The following is a 21,478-nucleotide window of genomic DNA, read 5'->3' as shown; positions in this document are numbered from 1 at the left end:
TCAAAACCCATTATTGGGCATATTTTAGCAAGCTTGATAATGAATCCCTAAATAATTTTGCCTATTAGCCTAAAAATTTCCTATAAAAAAACCCAACTTAATGTGAAGTTGGGTTTTTTGAAAAGCGAACTTATTAGCAGCTGTAGTACATATCAAATTCGATTGGATGAACTGATACGTTGTAACGCTCTACTTCTTCTTTTTTCAAGGCAATGTAAGCGTCAAGCATTTCTTTGGTAAATACGCCACCTTTGGTTAAGAATTCATGGTCGTCTTCTAACGCTTTAAGCGCAACTTCCAAGTTCTCCGCCACCGTTGGGATCAATGCTTCTTCTTCTGGTGGAAGGTCGTATAAGTTTTTGTCCGCCGCTTCACCTGGATGGATTTTGTTTTGGATACCATCAAGCGCTGCCATCAACAATGCGGCAAAGCAAAGATAAGGGTTGGCTGCTGGGTCTGGGAAGCGAGCTTCGATACGCTTGCCTTTCGGGCTTGCCACGTATGGAATACGAATTGACGCTGAGCGGTTACGCGCTGAATAAGCCAGTTTAATAGGCGCTTCGTAATGTGGTACTAGGCGTTTGTAGCTGTTGGTTGATGGGTTAGTGATGGCATTTAATGCACGAGCATGTTTGATGATACCACCGATTGCAAAAAGCGCCGTTTCTGACAGCCCTGCGTATTCATCACCGGCAAAGGTGTTTTTGCCATCTTTTTGGATTGACAAATGAACGTGCATACCTGAACCATTATCACCAACCATCGGTTTTGGCATAAAGGTCGCAGTCTTACCATATTCGTGTGCAACGTTGTGTACCGCATATTTGAACTGTTGTACTTCGTCCGCTTTACGAACTAGGGTGTTAAAGGATACACCGATTTCTAGCTGGCAAGAGGCAACTTCATGGTGATGCACTTCAACACGACCTTCACCCATAATCGCTTCTACCGCGGCACACATATCAGCGCGCATATCTTGTGAGCTATCAACGGGTGGTACTGGGAAGTAACCGCCTTTGACGCGTGGACGGTGTGCATAGTTACCGCCTTCCATTTCTTTATCGGTTGACCAAGCGGCTTCATCAGCTGAGATGGTGTGACGGGCGCCTGACATGTCGATTGACCATTTTACATCATCAAATACGAAGAATTCTGGCTCTGGACCAAAGAATGCGGTATCACCGATACCTGTTGATTTTAGGTATTCTTCGGCACGTCGCGCGATTGAGCGTGGGTCACGGTCATAACCTTGCATGGTTGATGGCTCGATAACGTCACAGGTCACAACAACGGTCGTTTCACGAAAGAAAGGATCGACAAATGCGGTATCAGCATCTGGCATCAAAATCATATCTGACGCTTCAATGCCTTTCCAACCAGCGATTGATGAACCATCGAACATTTTCCCTTCTTCAAAAATGTCTTCGTCCATGCTGTCAGCTGGATAGCTTACATGTTGCTCTTTACCTTTAGTATCGGTAAAACGAAAATCTACCCACTTTGCTTCGCTAGATTTGATTAAATCTAAAAATTTATTCGACATTGCTCGTTTCCTTTTACGCAAAAAATGATTAAAAAAACGTTACGCCACTTTATACTCTTTTTGGTGCTGTGACAAGAGATAAACAAAGTGGTGCTTGTTGAGATTAAACTTTCAAGTTATGTGCCAACTTTTTTCATAACATTATAGATATTAAATTTTTATATCAAATTCAATGAGTTATTTGTAGGCTGATTTGCGGATGAAGTTGGCTGATATGACTATCTGCCTATGTAGCCTTCAAATCGCCATGCAACTGTAACAATTGCACCATTTTAATTAAAATTTTATCAATATTCACTTTTATGGTGCATAAAATATATTCTTAACTATTTTAGTGAAAATCATTAACATTGCTCCCTGTGACTCAGCTTTACTTATTCGGTTTCAGTCACTTGTATAATGGTTGTGATAAAATAATTAACTAAAATAACGGTGAAGTTTTTTCATTGGCTAACCATCGTCCGACAATTACAGCATAGGGTTTCTGGATTGCTACTTTTTATTGATAACTACGACAGTTTTACCTACAATTTGGTGCAGTATTTTGAGCAATTGGGACAACCCGTTGAAGTCTGGCGCAATGATGCTTGCAGCAGTGAAGACATTATTCGTTTAAATCCCGATTATTTGGTCATTGGTCCCGGACCTTGTACGCCAAGCGATGCAGGCAATACGTTGAATATTATCAAAGACTGTGCAGGCATTATTCCTATATTAGGCGTTTGCTTGGGTCATCAAGCGATTGGGCAAGCATTTGGCGCCCATATCATTCGTTGCCCAACGATTATGCATGGGCGGGTGTCGCAAGTTTTTCATCACCATCAAGGGATATTTGCTGGGCTTCCCTCGCCTTTTAACGCCACTCGCTATCATTCTTTAGCGATTGCGGCAGACAGTTTGCCTGCTTGTCTAGAGGTTACCGCATGGTGTGATGATATTCACCCAAATAATTCGCTGCCATCCCCCACTGTGATGGGCATTAGGCATAAAACATTGCCGATTGAAGGGGTGCAGTTTCATCCAGAATCTATTTTGAGTGAGCATGGGTATGCGATTTTGAAAAATTTTTTAGCTAATTATGAAGACTATGAAAACTATCAAAACGCTAACCATTAGACTGGGATAATTGAGTTTTGCGGGTTAAAGTTTGGCTTTAAAACTTGGCTTTAAAGTTCGGCTTTGTTATAGTATACTAGTACAATGATATATAAAGTGTAAGCCATAAAACTCATACGAGACTGACATGACCCATACTGTAACGCCTTATCTTGGTGACATTACCACGGCTATTGAAAACAATCAACCATTAACCCCAGAGCAAACCCAACTACTGCTTACCACCGCGCTGGATCGCGCCATCAATACCATTGACCTGACCTATGCAGAAATGCGCGGCGTCATGCTAGCCATCATGCAAGGTCAATGCCCTGATGCCATGATGGGCGCGCTGCTCACCGCGCTACGTATGAAAGGTGAAAGCATCGAAGAAATCACCGCCGCCGCCCAAGTAATGCGGGAGCTGGCGATTAAAGTGGATTTGTCGGATGTACCCCATGTCGTCGATATTGTGGGTACGGGGGGCGATGGCGCGAATTTGTTTAATGTATCTACCGCCGCTACCATGGTCGCAGCGGTTGCCGGCTGTCATGTCGCCAAGCATGGTAATGGCGGCGTTTCCGGCAAATCGGGCAGTTCCGATTTGCTGCAGCAAGCGGGTATTAATTTGGCGTTAAATACCGAGCAGATTACCCAGTCGATTAAAACCCATGGTATTGGTTTTTTGTTTGCGCCCAATCACCATGTGGCAATGAAACACGCCATGCCCATTCGCCGTACCCTAAAAACGCGCACGGTGTTTAATATTTTGGGACCTTTGACCAACCCTGCGGGCGTCAAAAATGCCATGATTGGGGTATTTAATCCTTCGCTGTGCGAACCGCTTGCCAATGTGTTCAAAAACCTTGGCGCCGAGCATGTGCTAGTCGTCGGCTCAGTGGATAATCTTGATGAAATCTCACTGGCGACTTATACCCACGTGGCTGAACTTAAAGGTGGCAAAGTCAGCGTGTATGATATCGAACCTGAAGATGTTGGTATCGAATCGCAAACGCTCAAAGGCTTAATCATTGACAGTCCCGCACAAAGCCTAGCGCTCATCCGCGAAGCACTGGCTAACAATCCTAATAAAACCCCCATCGCCAAAAAAGCAGCGGATATGATTGCCTTGAACGCCGGTGCGACCATCTATGTAGCAGGTAAAGCAGATACCATAAAACAAGGCGTAGCCATAGCACAAGATATCATCAGCAGTGGCAAAGCCTTGCAAAAAATGGCAGCATTAGCAAGCTTTACTCAGCAATTCACCTCTCATTAAATTTTTGGAAAAACCATGCCTCATCAAGCAGTCCCCTCGGTATTACAAAAAATTATCGACACCAAACGTCAAGAACTGGTCAGAGCCAAACAACAACAATCTTGGCACGACCTTGAGCAAATTGCCGCAACGAACCGCGATGACATCCGTGATTTTGCCGGCAGTTTGCGCAAAGCGGGTATCCGTGTCATTGCGGAAGTCAAAAAAGCCTCGCCATCCAAAGGCATCATTGCCCCTAATTTCGATGCTGTCGCCACCGCAGTCGGCTATGAACAAGCGGGTGCCGCTTGTTTATCGGTATTGACGGATACCGACTACTTCCAAGGCTCGGATGCGTATTTATTGCAAGTGCGCCAAGCGGTCAGCCTACCTGTGCTACGCAAAGATTTTATGATTGAGCCGTATCACATTTTGCAATCACGTGCGCTTGGGGCAGATTGTATTTTGCTGATTATGGCGTGTTTATCGGATGCGCAAGCCGCTGAGCTGCATGAATTGGCGTTAAAACTTGGCATGAGTGTGCTCATTGAGTGCCATGATGAAATAGAAGTCGAACGCGCGTTACGCTTGCCCGCCCATCGCCAAAACGTGTATGGGGTTAATAATCGCAATCTACATAACTTTGATGTGAGTTTGGACACTACCCTACGCCTAAAAACACTGTTTCCACAAGATAGCTTATTGGTGACAGAAAGCGGGATTCATTCGGCAGAGGATGTAAAATTGATGCTCGACCATGACATCCATGCGTTTTTGATTGGTGAACAGTTTATGAAAACAGGCGATGCAGGCGCGGCATTAGCAAAGTTATTGGCACAATCACAACAAAATGCGTAAAATAGCCAAGTTAAATAATTGATGTTAGGGCGTTTCATCGATAAACGCCCTATTTTTTATACCGATTTATAGAGTTATTGTATGGCAAATTTATTTTCAAAAGAAATGCAAGAGCAGTTAAAGCAGCTTAAAACCGAACTGAGTAAAGGGCACAGCCAAACCAAAGAGACCGATGAAAACGGCAAACCGACTGAAACCGTGGGTTTATTGAGCAAGCAACAAGTCGCCAAACAAGTTAAAAAATATAATAGCGAACATCTTGATGATGATAAATTATTATTTATGCAAGCCATGTCAGGCGTGCAGCCAATCAAAGATAAAAACTTGGCGGATAAAAATAACGCTGGCAATAAGCTTGATGCAACGACGCTAGCCAAACGCGCGGCGGCAGTCGGTGGTGACGATGATAGCGGGCATGTATTGTCTGATATGCAAGCGCTGCTCAACCCCGTCTCTGGCGATGCTTATTTAAGTTATAAAACCGCAACGCTACAAAACAAAGTGTTTAATGAGCTCAAACAAGGCAAGATTCGCTGGTATGACGCTGTAGATTTACATGGTGCTACCATTGAAGAGTCGCGTGAAGCCATGAGTCAGTTGATTTTGCAGGCTCAAAAAAACAATGAAAATTGCGTGAAAATCATTCATGGCAAAGGCATTGATAGTATCTTAAAAACTTGCGTCAATGGCTGGTTGCGTCAGATTCCTGAAGTGCTTGCTTTTTGCTCAGCGCCTGCGGCTCAAGGTGGCAATGGTGCAGTGTTGGTGTTACTCAAAAAACGTGAAAAAGCCAATCGCGACCAATAACCATTGTACTGCTATTTTGACTATAGGTTAAATTTTACAAAATCATGCATAAAACAATCCATGCATGATTTTTTTAACAGGATTTTTTAATTGTTAATAGTTTATTCTTAGTTTTTGTTTATAATAGGCTCTTTTTTTTCATGGATTAAATGCTCTGCATTAATCTACTCTCAACTGGCTAAAAACAGCGCCCATTTGTCTTTTGATAGCTGACTGTTTTTAACACCACTGGGTATAGGAGAAAGGTAACTTTGAACAATACCACCACTGCGACTAATTCGCCCGCTAAATTGCAACGTCAATTAGCACTCTGGCACATTATCATTATTGGTTTGGCGTATATTCAGCCCATGACCGTATTTGATACCTTCGGCTTGGTTTCTGAAGCCAGTCATCAGCACGTTCCAACATCTTATATTATTGCATTGATCGCTATTTTGCTTACCTCGCTAAGTTACGGTAGCATGATTCGTCGTTATCCTTCGGCAGGCTCGGCATATACCTATGCGCAAAAATCGATTCATCCCAATGTCGGGTTTATGGTGGGTTGGTCTTCTTGGTTGGATTATTTATTGTCACCTTTGGTGAATATTATCCTAGCGGTGATTTATCTTGAAGCACTGTTCCCTGATGTCAACAAATGGATTTGGGTATTTATTCTGACGGGATTTATGACCTGGATTAATGTGCATGGCTCCAAAGTCGTGGCTTATTTTAATAGTTGGATTGTGTTTATTCAGCTATTGATTATCGGTGTATTTACGTGGTTGGTGTATAGCAAATTGATGGCGGGCACCAATGCGGATGGCACTATCAATGATGCAGCTTACCAATTATGGAGCTTAAAGCCGTTTTGGAGTGATATGGCCAACATGACGGCACTTATCAGTGGTGCAACGATTTTATGTTTCTCTTTCACAGGCTTTGACTCACTCAGCTCATTGGCGGAAGAAACCAAAGATGTGCAAAAAACCCTACCAAAAGCAATTTTCTTGACCGCATTGATTGCAGGTATTGTGTTTATCATTAGCACTTACTTTATGCAGATTTATTTCCCACAACCCCCTGATAAATATTTCCCAGATGTGGCTGCTACCCAGCCAGATATTTTGATGTTGGTCGGTGGTTCTGCGTTTCAAGCTGCCGTACTGGGCTTTGCAATTGTTACGGTGATGGCGTCAGGTATTTCTGCGCATGCCGGTGTCTCTCGTTTGATGTATGTGATGGGGCGTGATGGGGTCATTAATAAACGTATTTTTGGTCATATTCATCCAAAATACTTGACCCCAACCTACAATATCTATATCGCGGGTGTGATTGCGTTAACTGCAGGTTTTATTGAGTTTGATGTCATCGCGCATTTGATTAGTTTTGGGGCATTGACGGCGTTTAGTTTTGTTAATTTATCCGTGATTGCGACCTATATTATCCGTGAAAAACGCTACCACAGTGCCTATGATTTATTTATGTATTTGATTGTGCCGCTGCTTGGCTTTATCAGTGTGGCGCTGATGTGGAAAGAAAGTGAGCCTATCGCCATCAAAATGGGTTTAGGCTGGGCAGTAATCGGTATCATCTACTTGGCGTTTAAAACCGGTGGCTTTAAGCGTCACCCACCGATGCACAACGAACATGAATAATGGTTAACGTGGTGAAAAGGTCAGATACGATTCTGACCTTTTTTATGTCTGTGGCTTTTGGGGAAACCCTATGTTAGAAATTTTATATCAAGATGAACACTGTGTGGCAGTCAATAAGCCTGCGGGTATGCTCGTCCATCGAAGCTGGCTTGACCGTCATGAAACCGAGTTTGTGATGCAGACTCTGCGCGATCAATTGGCTCAATATGTTTATCCGATTCATCGCTTAGACCGGCCGACGTCAGGGGTGTTACTGTTTGCTTTATCGAGCGAATCAGCGCGGCAACTGTGTGAGCAATTTGAAAACAGGCAAGTGCAAAAATCTTACTTAGCCATCGTGCGCGGATATTTGACAGTCGATGGGCAGACGTCAGGGCTGATTGATTACCCACTCACACAAATTTTGGATAAAATTGGCGATAAACCAAGTTTGCAGGCGCTACAACAAAGAAAGCTTAGTTCGACAGAAATGTTTGCTGAATCCCTTAGCAGCCCTACTGAATTAACTTTACTGCAACCTGCGCAAACGCACTGGCAATGCTTGGCAACAACTGAGCAGCCGTTTCAAGCGCGCGCACGCTATCCCACTTCACGCTTTAGTCTGGCTAGATTGACGCCCATTACCGGACGAAAACACCAACTACGTCGCCACATGAAGCATGTTTTTCACCCGATTATTGGCGATACCAGCTATGGCGATCATCACCAAAATCGCGCTATCCGTCAACATATCGGCGTGCATCGCTTGATGTTACATGCCTATACCTTGGCTTTTAATAGACTGACCGACAATCAGCGTGTTGATATCACTGCGCCTGTGGATACAGATTGGTTAACGATGTGTGCGCAGTTTGGCTTTCAATTGCCTTAATAGTGAACGATATCATTATTTGGCGACATTCTTTACGCAACCAAGTAATCACTCACTTTACTACCGAGGGTTGCAAATGTTGCGCCAATGCCTGCCCCCACCAACACATCGGTGGGATAATGTAACCCTAGCACCAAGCGCGATAATGCCACCAGCATCGTAAATGGCAGCAACACCCATAACAGCATCGGCAGTTGATGACCTATCATGGTGGTAAACAATACCGCTTGCAGTGTATGCCCTGATGGAAAACTAAATACATCTAAAGGTCGTTCGCCTAAAGTAATGGTTTGGTGTACTTGGTAAGGGCGTGGACGTACTGTATGCACTTTTAGATACTTATACAGCAAATAACCACAAAAACTGCTGAGTAATACCGCACACACTTTAATAGCGACGATACTAGCGACCAGTCCTTGCGATAGTAACACCACCAACATCACTACCGTCGATACCGCCCAAAACCAACCATCGCCTAAGCGGCTGATGGTTTTGAAAAACTGCGCAAAAAACTTCAATTGTGACAGTAAATTTACCCGTAAACATAAGCGAGTATCCCACTGCAGCACGCGCTTTTGCAAATGATATAGTTTAGGTTTACTGTACAAAAACTGATAATAATTGCGCATTAAATTGGGTAAGTTTTCGACAGAGGTACAGGTGAATTCTGAATTGGCAAGTGACAGTTTGGATTTTTTTATGGGTTGATTCATGGATTGATTCATGGCGCCATCCTTTTTTTGCCTATTTGAACATCACGTTTTGGAAAAAAACGCGGCAGATTCAGCGGGTCTTTGGCTTGGGTGACTATTTTGGGGTGAATGTCTATATCGTGGTTGTTTTTTTGCCCCGACAGTCGGCGGAACTGGCTGAGGTGTCGGGGCGATTGTTGAATCCGCTAGCGGATGTTGAGCGAGTGCTTGAGAAGGCAAAATGGCTGGCGTCACTGTGCTGGCTGTTAGGGGATTGGTCTGGATTGATAGCACTTCATAAAACATGGTCAACATTTCTTGGGCAGGTTTTTGCCAAGAAAAAGCGGCCACCTTGTGTCGTGCAGCTAGTCGCATCTGATCAAGCTGTTGTTGTTTAGGCAATTCACTGATCATCTCTACAAAGCGTTGTTCTTGCCCAAGCGGTACGGTTTTACCACAACTATCATCCACCAACAGCGCCGCAGCCGCGTCATGATAGGCAAAAATTGGTAACCCCGATGCCATCGCTTCGGTGACGACATTACCGAAAGTTTCCACTTGACTAGCAAATACAAAAGCATCGGCACTGGCATAATAACTTGCCAGCGCCTCACCTGTTTTAAAGCCTGCAAAAATAATGCTTGTATCATTGGCATGCCGTTTAACGAGCGCTTCTTTGTATGGTCCATCACCGACAATCACTAATTTGACATGACGATGCAGCTGCTGTAATTGTAGCGCTTTGAAGCTTTTAATGACGGTATCCATACCTTTTTCAGGGGAAATACGGCTCACACACATTAACACTGTGGTACCCTCGCCCACACCCCAGCTTTGCCGTAATGCTTGGCTACGTTTGCTCGGTGCATAGCGCGCTGTATCAACGCCACGACCGACTTGGTACAAATGCTTGAAACCAAATTCAGCGAGCTGATGTTGGGTGGTCTGGCTTGGAATACACGTAGCATTGCACTGGTTATGAAAACGCTTCATATACGCAAGCAAAGGCACTGAGACAACTTTCCAACCAAAGTATCGGCTAAAATCATGGAACGCGGTGTGATAACCTGAAGAGACTTTAATGCTTTGCTGTTTGCCAGCAATCAACGCCGCAAGCCCCAAAGGACCTTCCGTTACGATATGCACGATATCAGGACGAAGCTTGCGCAGCTGCTTGGTTAAAAATCGGTAACAAGGTAGCCCCATGCGCAGATGCGGGTAATAGGGAATGGGCAAACTTGGCACTTGTAAATCAGTGGTAACAGCCGCGGTGTTAAGCCCTGTCGTTAGGGTATGTTGTTCGACTTCATCGCTTTGTTTGGGGCGAATCAAAGTGATGCGATGCCCCATCGATTTGAGTTCGCGCATGATTTGATAAACGCTTGAAGCTACCCCATTGATATCGGGCAACCACGTTTCAGTCACCAAAGCGATATGCAGTGATGGCCTATTGTCATGAAAAGGCGTGCCTGCAACTTGAGTTGAGGGGCTCTGTTGATTGCCTGACGTCGTCTGAGTGTCAGACGAAGCCTGGTACAAATTAGTGTTTACAGTGTTGTCGCTCATAGTATGTTATCAACCATTACAACCGACTGCTTTATTTGACTACAAAAGCCGTTTCGGTAAATTAAATCAATCCTTTGTATGGGTTAAGCTTATAAGCCGCCATTGACAACCTCATGTCAATTTGATAACAGTTTGATGACAATTGCACCGCAGCTATTACAAGTATCGCTACTATCGCCGCTATTACAAGTATCGCAAATAGGGGTCGATTTTGCTAAAATAGCGAGCATATTGCAGCTTTATAGATTAATGCCTTATAGATGGTTAAATGACTGATTTGATAAATACATCGAATAATACCGCTATGCCAAATACTTCGACGTTGGATACACCGATTGTGATGCTAATGACACATGCGCCTAGTCATCCGCTCACCAAACAAGCGCTTGAATGTGCCCAATCGCTATGGGCAAACGATAGTAAAACAACCGTTGAGCAAAACCCGTTGACTACTACCGATTTTAAAATTTTCTTATATAGTGATGCGGTGATGTTGGCCAACCGATTAATTTGGCTGCCAGATGATATCGAAAATATGGCAAAAAACTGGCAACACTTTGCTATGAGTCATGGTTTAACCATTCAAGTATGTGTGAGTGCCGCTTTGGCTCGCGGGGTGACAGATGCTGACAATGCGACTAGACATCAGCTACAAGGTGACAATTTGGCAGATGGCTTTGAATTAGTCGGTTTGGGTGAATTAGCCATGCATCTGCACAGTGCAAAAACGGTTTATCAGTTTTAATTGGGATGGGTTTAGCGATAGCGATTTACTATGAAAATTATCATTAATATTCACGCTGACACGTTTTTGCTTTGTCATGAAGCCTTATCGATGGCGTTTGCGCTGGCGGCGTTTGATCACCAAGTTCAGCTGACTATCGGTCATGGCATGCTAAACTTACTACTTAATAAGCCCACAGGCAAGCTTGCCCATATGCTAGCATCCCTTGATATGTATGATATGCCGCCCGCTTGGCTGGCGCTAGCAGATTTTGATAGATTCAAAGGGTGGCAAGCGAACCTATCAGCAGACTTTGATTGGTGTGCTCAAGTATCGCTACAGCCAACCACAGCGCCTCATTTTGATACCACTTTTGACTTATAAATACTATGACCCAACTTCCCGAACTTGACCAAGACGGTCATTTGATAGCTCATCAAACCTGGACACCCGATATCGCGCAACAATTAGCGAACACGCTGGATGTCACGTTAACTCCTGAGCACTATCAAATCATAGATGCGGTGCGTCAATATTATGATTTATACAGCCATCCACCAACGACCCGTCCTTTAATCAAGTTTTTATCCAAGCAATTGCCTTCATTGGCGATTGATAATGCCAAATTGCAAGCCATGTTTAACACGGGTCTTGTCGCGCGCCATGTTAACCGCATTGCCGGGTTGCCAAAACCTGCAAATTGCTTATAAATTTTGCGGTTATTTTGGGTCATAAGGGATGAGATTGTCATAACCGATACTGTGACCGTTATCACCGCCGAACCCCTGCTGACGCCAAACTTCAAATAATGTAATTGCCACGCTGTTGGATAAATTCAGACTGCGAGAGGTCGGCAACATAGGCAAACGCAACCAGTTGTCTTGCCCAATTGCCGCGCGAATTGGCTCGGGTAATCCGGCTGTCTCTGACCCAAATACCAAAGCGATATTTGCCACTTGCGCAAAATCTTCATCATATAAAGGTTTGCTAAGCTTGGTGGTCAAGGCAACGATTCTTTGCACCCCACTTTGACTTAGGCTGTCCTGTGCATCCTGCCAATTGGCATGTACTTTGACATTTGCCCATTCATGATAATCGAGCCCTGCTCGGCGTAATTTTTTATCTTCTAACTCAAACCCTAGTGGCTCAACCAAATGTAGCGTTGCGCCCGTATTGGCGCATAACCGAATAATATTACCTGTGTTGCTTGGCATTTTGGGTTCAACTAATACCACATGAATCATATCGACATCCTTAACCAGATTAAATAAAACAGATTGAAATAAAAAAGCGCTAAATGCGAAGATTAATTTACAAAAAACCTATACTTATTGCGTAAATTTAAGTTTTTTTTACAACTTGATAGTTTTGGTTACATTAACGCTATAGCGACGTTAGACTAACCTGCATTACCATGGCTCTACCAAGCATGTTTTACTTTATTTGAATTTTTATGAACCAATCTTCTATGAATCAATAAAGTCGCATGATTTAATCTGGTAGCTAAAAACTGGTAGTTAAAAACTGTTAAAAAATAATGGATATATCTGAGGAAATTTAAAATGAAAAAATTAATCGCTGCATCAATCGCTGTTATGTTTGCTGTCACAGGTTGTAATACAATCAAAGGTTTTGGTAAAGACGTATCAAAAACAGGTGACGCAGTAACCACTACCGCACAAAAAACTGAAAACAAAATCTAATCGTAGATTTTCTGTTTAAGTAAAAAAACCCATCTCGCTGATGGGTTTTTTATTGCCTATTTTATTGGCTATCGGTTATAACCCTAGTAGGTTATAAAATTAGCCGTTTTTTGGCAAATTTTCAGGTAGATAACAACGTAGATAAGCAATCACCGCTGTAATCGCTTCTTGGCGATAGGTATCGGTAATTTCTTTTTCTGAGCGATAAGCCAAAATAAAAATACCATTGATAATACCGTACGCGACTAACAACTGCTGATGAATGGTTTCTAAAGCCGGCATTTTATAATGCTCAGACAACTTATCATACACCATTTGGCTCAGGCTTTTTTCGATTTCACTGCCAAACGCATTGCCCTCAAAATCTGGGGTATTGGTCTCATAAATCAAACGGGCAACCGTTAAATCGGATTGAATAATATCAACCCCTGTCTCAATGACTGTGGTGATATAAGCCTGCCAGCGACTAAATTGTTTGGCATCGACTTTTTCAAGCTTGTTAAAGATTTCTATCGCATTTAAAAAACGTAATGCCAAAAAAATAGCTTCAACGTTTGGGAAGAAGTGATATGCTGAGGCTCTAGGAATGTCCGCTCGTTCACACACATCAGCCAAACTAATCTCACTGACAGGTCGGGTCGCGCTCAACTCTTTAGCAGCGGCTAATAATTTTTGGCGACGCAAACGACCTTGCTGGCTAGTGAACTTGAATTTGTTAGGGACTAAGCGGCGAGCGAGCTCAGAGTCCACCAACACATCCTCAATTTTTTCATCATAAGCGCTTGACATATTTCCTCTCTATCGACTGATTATGAATAAAGTTTAATTTGTGCCCGCACCAATCCATGATCGGTTGGGCGTTGTTCTACAATAAATTTGAGATGATCGTTAAAATAATCAACTTGTAATACTTCCCCGATGTTAAATTTACTATCAGCTAAAAACTGTTCAGATACCAAAATCTGGTCAAGCACTTCAGGCATACCTTGGTGGATATGGGTGTACGCCACATCTTTGAGCCAGTGCATACGGCTTTGTACCGTAGAGGCATCATACAGCACGATATCGCGCATCGACTTATCATAAAATACTTCGCCCGATTCGCTTAAAAGCTGACAAGTGACACTTTGCATCACATCATTCATATCCCCTAACAAAATCAGCGGATGGTTGTTGTGTGACAGTTTTTCGATGACCACTTGGCGAATGCCTGCCGCTTCCGCTGCCCGCATACAAAGACTGCGTAGCTTGGCGCGGACTCGAATTAGCGGATCATTGCGATCTTCTAACGGCTCGCCTTGCGCGTTTTCTAAAAACTCAGGGCGTTTACTTTTTAGATGCGCCACAATCACGGTGACCACCATGCCATTTGGCAATCTGATGTCGGCAATCAGCGGGGGACGGTTAAATTGTTGATAAAGCCCAACATCAGGAACGTCCAACAACGCAATCGCAGGCATCTGCGTGAGCAATTGGGTATTAACAATCTCAAAACGCGACACCAAACCTACGCTCGGGGTACCAACAGCGCCTCGCCCTTGGGTCAATGGACTGTCTGGCTGATTACTGGCTAACGGCACAGTTACATGATAGTCATTGAGACCGGCTGCATGACATAAGTCAATGAGTGCTTGCTCGTCCCAAATTTCTTGGCAACCAATGATATCAGCTTGCAATTGACGAAAAATGGGGGCAAGTGCATTAATCTTTTGTTGATATTGCTGCGGCGTATACGCATCTTGGTTTCGGTAAAAAACCCGATTGGGCAGTGCAAAGTTAAGTAAATTTGCCGTCGCGATAACAAATTGATTGTCCACTGTCATATCCTTAATGTTGAGTTACCCGTTATCCCTGCTTGCTTGTACGAGTATTGTCCAAAAAAATTTCTAACTTTCATCACTATCAACACAGTGTCGAATTTTGCAGCATTATACATTTTTTTATTCAATTTCTACACAAAAAATCACTATTTTTAGCCGAAATTTGCTGATATTTTTAAGCAGGATTTAAAAATTGAGTACATAAAGTGCTTTTTTTTACTTAATACATTTAATTGCTAACGAAAATCACTCTCGTGTCGAGTCTTTAAAAAAATTTGTCATATAGTTAACTATCTGTTTTTACATTATTTTCAGTTTTTTAAAGCTATTTTAATGATTTTCTTACTTTAATTTTGTTCGTTTAATAGTTGATTGATGTAAAATTGCCAACGCTCAACGATGGCTTGGCGCTCAGACAAGGCCATCTTAGGCTCAAAGATACGGTCTAACTGCCAACTTTCACCAATGCTACTGTCATCATATAGTCCCACCGCTTGCCCTGCCAATAATGCCACCCCTTTTGCGGTACTCTCAGTGGTCGTCGGTCGCAGCACAGGAACATTGAGTATATCGGCTTGAAATTGCATTAAGATATTGTTATTGGCAGCACCCCCATCTACGCGCAGTTCGTGCAGTGGTACTGGGCTGTCTTTTTGCATGGCGATTAACACATCATAAGCTTGCAGCGCAATCGCTTCTAAGGCAGCTCTAGCGATATGCGCTTTGGTAGTACCGCGTGTCAGCCCGATAAGCCTTGCGGTGGCATCTGCTCGCCAGTAAGGTGCGCCAAGCCCCGTAAAGGCAGGAATCAGGGTCACTCCTTGGCTATCCGGTACTTGCGCCGCCAAGGTTTCAATGTCCTCGCTACGCGCTATCATACCTAAGTTATCGCGTAACCACTGCACGATGGCACCTGCCATAAACACACTGCCTTCAAGCGCATATTGTGTTTGCGTGACGCTTGTTTTTTTATGTCGTTGTAAATTTTGTAAAGGTTTTAACAAGTTGGGCAATTTACCTGAGGGTTCATGCCGGTTAGGTTGACGAGTGTGATTCGCCTGTGTGGTTTGCCAAGCGACGGTGGTGAGTAATTGCTGATGACTGACACAGGGTTTATCGCCGGTATTCATTAATAAAAAACAGCCGGTGCCATAGGTGGATTTTGCCATGCCAGCCCGGTTACAGCCCTGCCCATACAATGCCGCTTGCTGATCGCCGAGCACTGCCGTGACTGGGATTTGTTTGCCAAACATCCCTTGTTTGGTGACCCCAAAATCGCCATCCGATGGCTTGATGGTAGGTAACATGGTTTTGGGAATATCAAATAAATCCAATAATTCATCAGACCAGTCGCCTGTTTGCAAAGACATCAGCATGGTGCGTGAGGCGTTAGTGATATCAATGCTATGCTCGCCTGTCATGTTAAACAGTAGCCAACTATCCACGGTACCAAAAGCCAACTCACCTGCTAGCGCTTGCTGGCGAAGCTTAGGGTTTTGGTTTAACAGCCATACGATTTTGCTGGCACTAAAATACGGATCTATACGTAATCCAGTAATTTGTTGGATTTTGGCATCAAAGCCTTTAGCACGCCAGTCTTTGCACCACTGATGGGTACGTCTATCTTGCCAGACAATGGCGGGTGCGACAGGCTTACCGGTCTTTTTATGCCAAATTATGGTGGTCTCACGTTGGTTGGTGATACCGATGGCTGAAATATCTGTCGCCAATAATCCTGCTTTGGCAATCACTTCTTGGGCGGTACTAATTTGGGTCTGCCAGATGTCATTGGCATTTTGCTCGATAAACCCGGCTTTTGGGGTGATGATATTAAGCGGCTTTTGGGCGATGGCGATGGGTGTTAATTGGTTATCAAAGATGATACTGCGGCTTGAGGTAGTGCCCTGATCCAGCGCTAAAATAAATCCGTTTTCTGTTTTAGCCATGTTGTTGTCTCAAACGATTGTGTTAAGCGTCAATATGTTATCTTAGCAAATACTTGCCCATCAACTTTTATATTACTGCGGCTGAAACCGTAAGGCAACGATTCGCGAAAAAATAGCCATTGATTTTATCAACAAAAAACCACATCATACTGATACTTTATTACCACTTACCAAAACCTATCTGTTAACTATAAGTGACCCTAAACCTTAGATTTCAGACCCTAAGCACTGTCACTCTAACTGTCATTGTTGATCTTTCCCACTACCGCTTTTTAATGCGTTGATGAAACTTGTTTTATGAAAAATACCCTTGCAAAATCTGTTCGTACTACCGCTGTGACTTCAAAATCCTCCGCTATCATTACCGACACCATCAAATCTGACAATTTACAGCCTGTTGCAATCTCGCACTTGCGCCGTTATACCGACCCAGCGACCTTGCCAACAGATAGCAACCATACCAAAACCCTTGAGATTGGCTTTGGGCAAGAGCGCGCCTGTAAAGCGATTGCCACTGCACTTGACATCAATGCCAATGGTTATCATATCTTTGCTGCAGGTGAAAACGGACTGGGCAAACGCACCTTAATCACTCGCCTGCTACAAGCACACGCCAAACAAAAACCCACGCCCAATGACTGGGTGTATGTGCATAATTTTGTTGATGCGCGCACCCCGATTGCGCTTGACCTTCCTGCTGGCATGGGCAAGCAATTAGCGGAAGATGTCAAAACCTTTTGGCTAACCACCAAACGTCAGCTCAATCAGCGTTTTCGCAGTGAGCACTATCAAAGTAAAGTAGAAGCCATAAAGAATGAAATTAGCCTTCGAGAAGAACAGGTCTATCATGCGCTGCATGAAGAAGGCAAACAGTATTCACTTGCATTGGCGCTGCGACCTTCAGACAATAAACCGATTTTTATCAAATCTGATTTTAGTGACAACCGAGCCGATGGCAATGGCAATGACAGTTACAATGATATCGAGCCAAGCGATGGTTATTTATCAATCAAACCTGCTAATAAATTGGGTCGCCAAAAATCCAGTAGTAAAGTACCAGTTTTACCCCTTAAAGCCAATCAAACCTCTAGCACTACAACTAGCGCATCTAGTAATACCTCGAGTGCAACCAATCAAGCCAGCTTTGGCTTAACCCCAAAGTCGCCGTATGTTGCCAATTATCAAGATAAAAACCACATGCAAAAACGCTTGAGCCAACTGACCGTTGAGCTTGAGCAAATTGAAGATGAAGCCAATCAGACCCTACAAGCGCTACACCACTCATTGACTCGGCGTACCTTAAAACCATTGATGGAGCCGTTATTTGACAAGTATCAAGCCTTACCAAAGGTTCGTAAGTATTTGCAAGACGTGCATGACGATATCGTCAATCATGTAGAACGAATCATCAATGAAGATGATGAAGAGTTTTTGCCCAGCCATTTCTCGCCATTGCCAGCGCGCTATTTTGTCAATGTGATTGCAAGCCATGCGCCCGATCAAGGCGCACCGATTGTGTTTGAAGACTTACCCACCCATTTAAATTTACTCGGTCATGTCGAGCAAATTACCCATTTAGGTACTGTGTCAACGGATGTCAGTCTGATTCGCGCCGGTTCACTGCATCGTGCCAATGGCGGTTATTTGGTGCTTGAAGCAACTAATTTGCTTGAATATCCGTATGCGTGGCAAGGTCTCAAACGCGCACTACAAAGCCGCCAAATCAAAATGTCGAGCCTTGAGCAAATGCTGACACTGACAGGCAGTATCAGCCTTGAGCCACAACCGATTAAGCTTGATGTCAAAGTCATTTTACTCGGTGAGCCAGACTTATATTATGACCTGCTAGATTTTGAGCCTGAATTTAATGCCGTATTCAAAATCCGTGCAGATTTTCATGATCGCGTGGTACGCAGTCACGCCAACGAACAAGTGATGACTGCCAAAATTGCCGATATGATAAGCAAATATCAATTGCTAACGTTTGATAACACCGCGTTGGCGTGTTTATTGGATTACCTCAGCGAGCAAGCAGAAGACCAGCATGAGTTAAGTCTACATGGGGACAGATTAGCGCAGCTATTACTCGAAGCCAATCGTCATGCTATCATCAATCAATCAGAGCTTAGCCTTGAAAACACAGTAACCGCTAGCCATGTCCGCCAAGCCATTGATGATATTCGCCACCGCTCGGGTTATTTACGGCAATTGTTCTGGCAAGAGCTAGAAAAAGGGCAACAGCTGATTAGCACCCAAGGCAAAGCGATTGGTCAAATCAATGCGCTGACAGTCATCAGCTACGCAGATAGCGAGTTTGGCATGCCTGCCCGATTGACAGCGTCAGTGCATCACAGTGCCGCGCATGCTGATATTGTTGATATCGAGCGCGATGTGGATTTAGGCGGCTCTATTCATGCCAAAGGCGTGCTGATTATGAGCAGTTACCTAAAAGCGCTGTTTGCAGAAGACCACACGCTCAACTTTACCGCATCGCTGGCTTTTGAACAAAGTTATGGCGGTATCGATGGCGATAGCGCGACAGTAGCCGAAACCTGCGCGCTGCTGTCTGCCCTATCGCAAACCCCGATTAATCAAAGCTTTGCGGTGACTGGCTCGATGAACCAATTTGGTCAAGTCCAAGCGGTCGGCGGCGTCAATGCCAAAATTGCCGGGTTTTATGATGCGTGTGTCGAGCAAGGCTTGACGGGTAAACAAGGGGTGATTGTACCCAAAGCCAATTTGGCGCAATTGATGCTGCGTCAAGATATCATCGATAGCGTGACCGCAGGTAAATTTACCATCTATGCCGTAGAGCATGTCAATGAAGCCATGTATTTATTGACGGGTCTGGCGCCGGATGAGATGACCAAAAAAGGCAAATATCGTAAAAATACCGTTTATGGTCGTATTTATGAACGCTTAGAAACTTGGGAAGAAAAAGACGCAGATAACAAAGAATAACGCCTCATTGGGTTATTGTTTATCGCTGATAACTTGCTTGCTCTATATCAAGCAATGTTTGCTTAATCTCAATCCCACCGGTATAACCGCCCAATTTGCCATCGCTAGCAATCACGCGATGGCAAGGAATGATGAGACTTAGTGGGTTGCGCCCATTGGCCTGCGCGACTGCGCGAAAGCCTTTGGGATTATCCACTTGTAGCGCAAGCTGTGCATAGCTGATTGTTTCACCGTAAGGGATTTGTCGTAATGCTTGCCATACTTTTTGCTGAAAGGGTGTGCCTGTATAGAGTGCGATGGGCATATCAAATACTTGTCGCTGACCTGCGTGATACTCCTTTAGCTGAGTGATGGTCTCTACTAGCACTTTTGCATCGGCATCAATCGAGTGACTTAACGCTACCGAATTCATGACGGCTACTTTTACCTTGAGCTTAGCTAATAGGTTGTGGGTCTTTTGGGTATGCCAATCGAGCGCAATCAAACAGCCTTGATGCGCCACAAGCGTCACGGTTGGCAAATTTTTCGCAAGTTGATAAGACGTCATTATCATGTTATTCATCTTTTTCAAATAGCGCTTTGACAAAATCATCGGCTTGAAATGGGCGCAAATCATCAATTTTTTCACCCACGCCAATAAAACGAATCGGCACATTGGTGTTTTCAGCGATATTAAATACCACGCCGCCTTTTGCCGTACCATCCAATTTGGTGACGGTCACGCCTGTCAGTGGCACTGCTTCATTGAAAATTTCTACTTGATTTAGGGCATTTTGTCCTGTACCGGCGTCGAGCACAATCATCGATTCATGCGGCGCTGTCGGATCGGCTTTTTGCATGACGCGAATCACTTTTTTCAGCTCTTCCATCAAATTGGTTTTATTTTGTAGACGCCCTGCAGTATCGGCAATCAGCACGTCAATGCCACGGGCTTTGGCAGATTGAATGGCATCAAAAATCACCGAGGCACTGTCTGAGCCATGACCTTGGGCGACAACAGGGATATTATTGCGCTCCCCCCAAACTTGCAATTGCTCGGTGGCTGCCGCACGGAACGTATCGCCCGCTGCTAACATCACTGATTTGCCTTCACCTTGCAGACGTTTGGCAAGTTTACCGATGGTGGTAGTTTTACCCACGCCATTGACCCCAACGACCAAGATAACAAACGGTTTTGTGCTAGTATCCACCACTAGCGGTGCAACTTTGGGTGTCAAGATATCGGTTAGTTCTTTTTGTAGCGCTTTATACAGTGAATGCGAATAAATCAAATCACCGCGGGCAGTGGCTTCGGTCAAGTTTTTGATAATGCGATTGGTGGCATTCACCCCGATATCGGCGACCAGCAGTTGGTCTTCGACTTCTTCTAGTAGTTCATCGTCAATTTCTTTACCACCAATCAAAATATTGGTTAAGCCTTCGGTCAAGTTTTTACGACTTTTTGACAAGCCTTGCTTCATGCGGCTAAACCAGCCACCTTTTTGTTCGGGTTCTGCGGTTGGCTCAGCCGTATTGGCAGATGGCTGCTGTGTGCCTGCAGGTGCTTGTAGCGTTGACGTTTGGGCGGCTTCAGCGATACGCGGCGTTTCAATAATTGGCACATCTTGCACAGGCAGATTGGGCATCGTAGCATCATCAAAATTAGTCGGTTGGTTATTAAAATTAATTACCACCTTATTAGAAGCATTGTTATTAAATTGGTTGCTACTCATATCATCGCCTATGGTTAAATTTGTCATTAAAATATTGAGATGTATAAAATTATAACAGTGTTTGTTCGCAGTTTGAAATAAACATGCTGTCAATCCCTTAACCCCATAGGATGTATGGTATGGGAAAAAACTGTCCGTTTACAGCTTGCTGCGCTAAAAATTTGCAGGTGGTATTTAGTCATACTTAATCGTGCAATGGGCTTTCAAATAGCAATCAATGCCAACATCCGTTATCATGGTTTATCTTTTATAATGCCTGCAAACCCCATTTCCCCACAATCA

The 21,478-nt window shown here is 44.0% G+C and carries 20 protein-coding genes; 11 read left to right on the top strand and 9 right to left on the bottom strand.

All coding sequences use genetic code 11. The features are described from left to right. Positions 1 to 133: 133 nt before the first annotated feature. Entirely contained in the window at positions 134 to 1,543 is a 1,410-nt protein-coding gene (gene glnA / locus LAJ61_RS09595) for a type I glutamate--ammonia ligase (protein ID WP_062330134.1), read from the bottom strand. A gap of 489 nt (positions 1,544 to 2,032) precedes the next feature. On the opposite strand from glnA, the gene LAJ61_RS09590 reads away from it, so the two are divergent. From LAJ61_RS09590 to LAJ61_RS09565, 6 genes are all read left to right on the top strand, one after another. After that, positions 2,033 to 2,659: an anthranilate synthase component II gene (locus LAJ61_RS09590; protein ID WP_224053724.1), complete on the top strand. Its 627-nt coding sequence runs from the start codon at positions 2,033 to 2,035 to the stop codon at positions 2,657 to 2,659. A gap of 127 nt (positions 2,660 to 2,786) precedes the next feature. Beyond that, complete coding sequence (gene trpD / locus LAJ61_RS09585; RefSeq protein ID WP_224053723.1) at positions 2,787 to 3,917, top strand: anthranilate phosphoribosyltransferase; 1,131 nt, start codon at positions 2,787 to 2,789, stop codon at positions 3,915 to 3,917. Between the two features lie 15 nt (positions 3,918 to 3,932). Next, positions 3,933 to 4,754: an indole-3-glycerol phosphate synthase TrpC gene (gene trpC / locus LAJ61_RS09580; RefSeq protein ID WP_224053722.1), complete on the top strand. Its 822-nt coding sequence runs from the start codon at positions 3,933 to 3,935 to the stop codon at positions 4,752 to 4,754. An 81-nt stretch (positions 4,755 to 4,835) separates the two neighbouring features. Next, a complete protein-coding gene (locus LAJ61_RS09575) occupies positions 4,836 to 5,561 on the top strand; it encodes a Smr/MutS family protein (RefSeq protein WP_224053721.1) in 726 nt (241 codons plus the stop codon). Positions 5,562 to 5,812: 251 nt separating this feature from the next. After that, a complete protein-coding gene (locus tag LAJ61_RS09570; RefSeq protein WP_224053720.1) occupies positions 5,813 to 7,201 on the top strand; it encodes an APC family permease in 1,389 nt (462 codons plus the stop codon). A gap of 70 nt (positions 7,202 to 7,271) precedes the next feature. Beyond that, the gene (locus LAJ61_RS09565; protein WP_224053719.1) at positions 7,272 to 8,072 is read left to right on the top strand and encodes a pseudouridine synthase; all 801 of its coding nucleotides are present in this window, start codon (positions 7,272 to 7,274) and stop codon (positions 8,070 to 8,072) included. A 32-nt stretch (positions 8,073 to 8,104) separates the two neighbouring features. Here the strand turns inward: LAJ61_RS09565 and LAJ61_RS09560 are convergent, their stop codons facing one another. Together LAJ61_RS09560 and LAJ61_RS09555 are read right to left on the bottom strand one after the other, a co-directional pair. Then, a complete protein-coding gene (locus LAJ61_RS09560) occupies positions 8,105 to 8,701 on the bottom strand; it encodes a phosphatase PAP2 family protein (protein WP_224054851.1) in 597 nt (198 codons plus the stop codon). A gap of 126 nt (positions 8,702 to 8,827) precedes the next feature. Continuing rightward, positions 8,828 to 10,330 (bottom strand): glycosyltransferase family 4 protein, encoded by a 1,503-nt coding sequence (locus LAJ61_RS09555; RefSeq protein WP_224053718.1) that lies wholly within the window; start codon positions 10,328 to 10,330, stop codon positions 8,828 to 8,830. Positions 10,331 to 10,598: 268 nt separating this feature from the next. On the opposite strand from LAJ61_RS09555, the gene tusD reads away from it, so the two are divergent. The 3 genes from tusD to LAJ61_RS09540 are packed head-to-tail and all read left to right on the top strand — an operon-like array spanning position 10,599 to position 11,764. Then, the gene (gene tusD / locus LAJ61_RS09550; RefSeq protein WP_224053717.1) at positions 10,599 to 11,075 is read left to right on the top strand and encodes a sulfurtransferase complex subunit TusD; all 477 of its coding nucleotides are present in this window, start codon (positions 10,599 to 10,601) and stop codon (positions 11,073 to 11,075) included. Positions 11,076 to 11,105: 30 nt separating this feature from the next. Beyond that, a complete protein-coding gene (locus tag LAJ61_RS09545) occupies positions 11,106 to 11,438 on the top strand; it encodes a hypothetical protein (RefSeq protein ID WP_224053716.1) in 333 nt (110 codons plus the stop codon). Positions 11,439 to 11,443: 5 nt separating this feature from the next. Then, positions 11,444 to 11,764, top strand: a complete 321-nt coding sequence (locus LAJ61_RS09540; RefSeq protein ID WP_224053715.1) for a TusE/DsrC/DsvC family sulfur relay protein — start codon at positions 11,444 to 11,446, stop codon at positions 11,762 to 11,764. Positions 11,765 to 11,773: 9 nt separating this feature from the next. On the opposite strand, the gene LAJ61_RS09535 is transcribed toward LAJ61_RS09540, so the two are convergent. Then, positions 11,774 to 12,298 carry a tRNA (cytidine(34)-2'-O)-methyltransferase gene (locus LAJ61_RS09535; RefSeq protein WP_219298779.1) on the bottom strand — a complete coding sequence of 175 codons (525 nt, stop codon included), beginning with the start codon at positions 12,296 to 12,298 and terminating at the stop codon, positions 11,774 to 11,776. Between the two features lie 318 nt (positions 12,299 to 12,616). Here LAJ61_RS09535 and LAJ61_RS09530 point away from each other — a divergent pair, with 318 nt between their 5' ends. Further along, positions 12,617 to 12,757 carry an entericidin A/B family lipoprotein gene (locus tag LAJ61_RS09530; RefSeq protein ID WP_065263488.1) on the top strand — a complete coding sequence of 47 codons (141 nt, stop codon included), beginning with the start codon at positions 12,617 to 12,619 and terminating at the stop codon, positions 12,755 to 12,757. Between the two features lie 99 nt (positions 12,758 to 12,856). Here LAJ61_RS09530 and LAJ61_RS09525 read toward each other — a convergent pair whose 3' ends face one another. From LAJ61_RS09525 to glpK, 3 genes are all read right to left on the bottom strand, one after another. Next, a complete protein-coding gene (locus LAJ61_RS09525; RefSeq protein WP_224053714.1) occupies positions 12,857 to 13,546 on the bottom strand; it encodes a TetR/AcrR family transcriptional regulator in 690 nt (229 codons plus the stop codon). A gap of 20 nt (positions 13,547 to 13,566) precedes the next feature. Further along, a complete protein-coding gene (locus LAJ61_RS09520; RefSeq protein WP_224053713.1) occupies positions 13,567 to 14,580 on the bottom strand; it encodes an endonuclease/exonuclease/phosphatase family protein in 1,014 nt (337 codons plus the stop codon). Between the two features lie 344 nt (positions 14,581 to 14,924). Next, positions 14,925 to 16,523 carry a glycerol kinase GlpK gene (gene glpK, locus LAJ61_RS09515; RefSeq protein WP_224053712.1) on the bottom strand — a complete coding sequence of 533 codons (1,599 nt, stop codon included), beginning with the start codon at positions 16,521 to 16,523 and terminating at the stop codon, positions 14,925 to 14,927. A 297-nt stretch (positions 16,524 to 16,820) separates the two neighbouring features. Between glpK and LAJ61_RS09510 the strand changes: the two genes are divergently transcribed. Next, positions 16,821 to 19,484, top strand: coding sequence for an AAA family ATPase (locus LAJ61_RS09510; RefSeq protein WP_224053711.1), 2,664 nt, complete (start codon positions 16,821 to 16,823; stop codon positions 19,482 to 19,484). Positions 19,485 to 19,503: 19 nt separating this feature from the next. Here LAJ61_RS09510 and LAJ61_RS09505 read toward each other — a convergent pair whose 3' ends face one another. Continuing rightward, positions 19,504 to 20,037, bottom strand: coding sequence for a methylated-DNA--[protein]-cysteine S-methyltransferase (locus LAJ61_RS09505; RefSeq protein ID WP_224053710.1), 534 nt, complete (start codon positions 20,035 to 20,037; stop codon positions 19,504 to 19,506). 1 nt (position 20,038) lies between these two features. Beyond that, positions 20,039 to 21,196: a signal recognition particle-docking protein FtsY gene (gene ftsY / locus LAJ61_RS09500; RefSeq protein WP_409034967.1), complete on the bottom strand. Its 1,158-nt coding sequence runs from the start codon at positions 21,194 to 21,196 to the stop codon at positions 20,039 to 20,041. Between the last annotated feature and the right edge of the window lie 282 nt (positions 21,197 to 21,478).

This window comes from Faucicola osloensis (assembly GCF_020041925.1).
Lineage (GTDB): Bacteria > Pseudomonadota > Gammaproteobacteria > Pseudomonadales > Moraxellaceae > Faucicola > Faucicola osloensis_D.
The sequence above is the reverse complement of the archived record's forward strand: the minus strand, read 5'-3'. Positions and strand labels throughout refer to the sequence as shown.

Bases quoted from the DNA above. Each gene is read 5' to 3' on its own strand.
- glnA (WP_062330134.1), bottom strand. From the start codon at position 1,543: ATGTCGAATAAATTTTTAGATTTAATCAAATCTAGCGAAGCAAAGTGG.
- trpD (WP_224053723.1), top strand. From the start codon at position 2,787: ATGACCCATACTGTAACGCCTTATCTTGGTGACATTACCACGGCTATT.
- trpC (WP_224053722.1), top strand. From the start codon at position 3,933: ATGCCTCATCAAGCAGTCCCCTCGGTATTACAAAAAATTATCGACACC.
- LAJ61_RS09575 (WP_224053721.1), top strand. From the start codon at position 4,836: ATGGCAAATTTATTTTCAAAAGAAATGCAAGAGCAGTTAAAGCAGCTT.
- LAJ61_RS09565 (WP_224053719.1), top strand. From the start codon at position 7,272: ATGTTAGAAATTTTATATCAAGATGAACACTGTGTGGCAGTCAATAAG.
- LAJ61_RS09560 (WP_224054851.1), bottom strand. From the start codon at position 8,701: ATGCGCAATTATTATCAGTTTTTGTACAGTAAACCTAAACTATATCAT.
- LAJ61_RS09555 (WP_224053718.1), bottom strand. From the start codon at position 10,330: ATGAGCGACAACACTGTAAACACTAATTTGTACCAGGCTTCGTCTGAC.
- tusD (WP_224053717.1), top strand. From the start codon at position 10,599: ATGACTGATTTGATAAATACATCGAATAATACCGCTATGCCAAATACT.
- LAJ61_RS09545 (WP_224053716.1), top strand. From the start codon at position 11,106: ATGAAAATTATCATTAATATTCACGCTGACACGTTTTTGCTTTGTCAT.
- LAJ61_RS09540 (WP_224053715.1), top strand. From the start codon at position 11,444: ATGACCCAACTTCCCGAACTTGACCAAGACGGTCATTTGATAGCTCAT.
- LAJ61_RS09535 (WP_219298779.1), bottom strand. From the start codon at position 12,298: ATGATTCATGTGGTATTAGTTGAACCCAAAATGCCAAGCAACACAGGT.
- LAJ61_RS09530 (WP_065263488.1), top strand. From the start codon at position 12,617: ATGAAAAAATTAATCGCTGCATCAATCGCTGTTATGTTTGCTGTCACA.
- LAJ61_RS09525 (WP_224053714.1), bottom strand. From the start codon at position 13,546: ATGTCAAGCGCTTATGATGAAAAAATTGAGGATGTGTTGGTGGACTCT.
- LAJ61_RS09520 (WP_224053713.1), bottom strand. From the start codon at position 14,580: ATGACAGTGGACAATCAATTTGTTATCGCGACGGCAAATTTACTTAAC.
- glpK (WP_224053712.1), bottom strand. From the start codon at position 16,523: ATGGCTAAAACAGAAAACGGATTTATTTTAGCGCTGGATCAGGGCACT.
- LAJ61_RS09510 (WP_224053711.1), top strand. From the start codon at position 16,821: ATGAAAAATACCCTTGCAAAATCTGTTCGTACTACCGCTGTGACTTCA.
- LAJ61_RS09505 (WP_224053710.1), bottom strand. From the start codon at position 20,037: ATGATAATGACGTCTTATCAACTTGCGAAAAATTTGCCAACCGTGACG.
- ftsY (WP_409034967.1), bottom strand. From the start codon at position 21,196: ATGAGTAGCAACCAATTTAATAACAATGCTTCTAATAAGGTGGTAATT.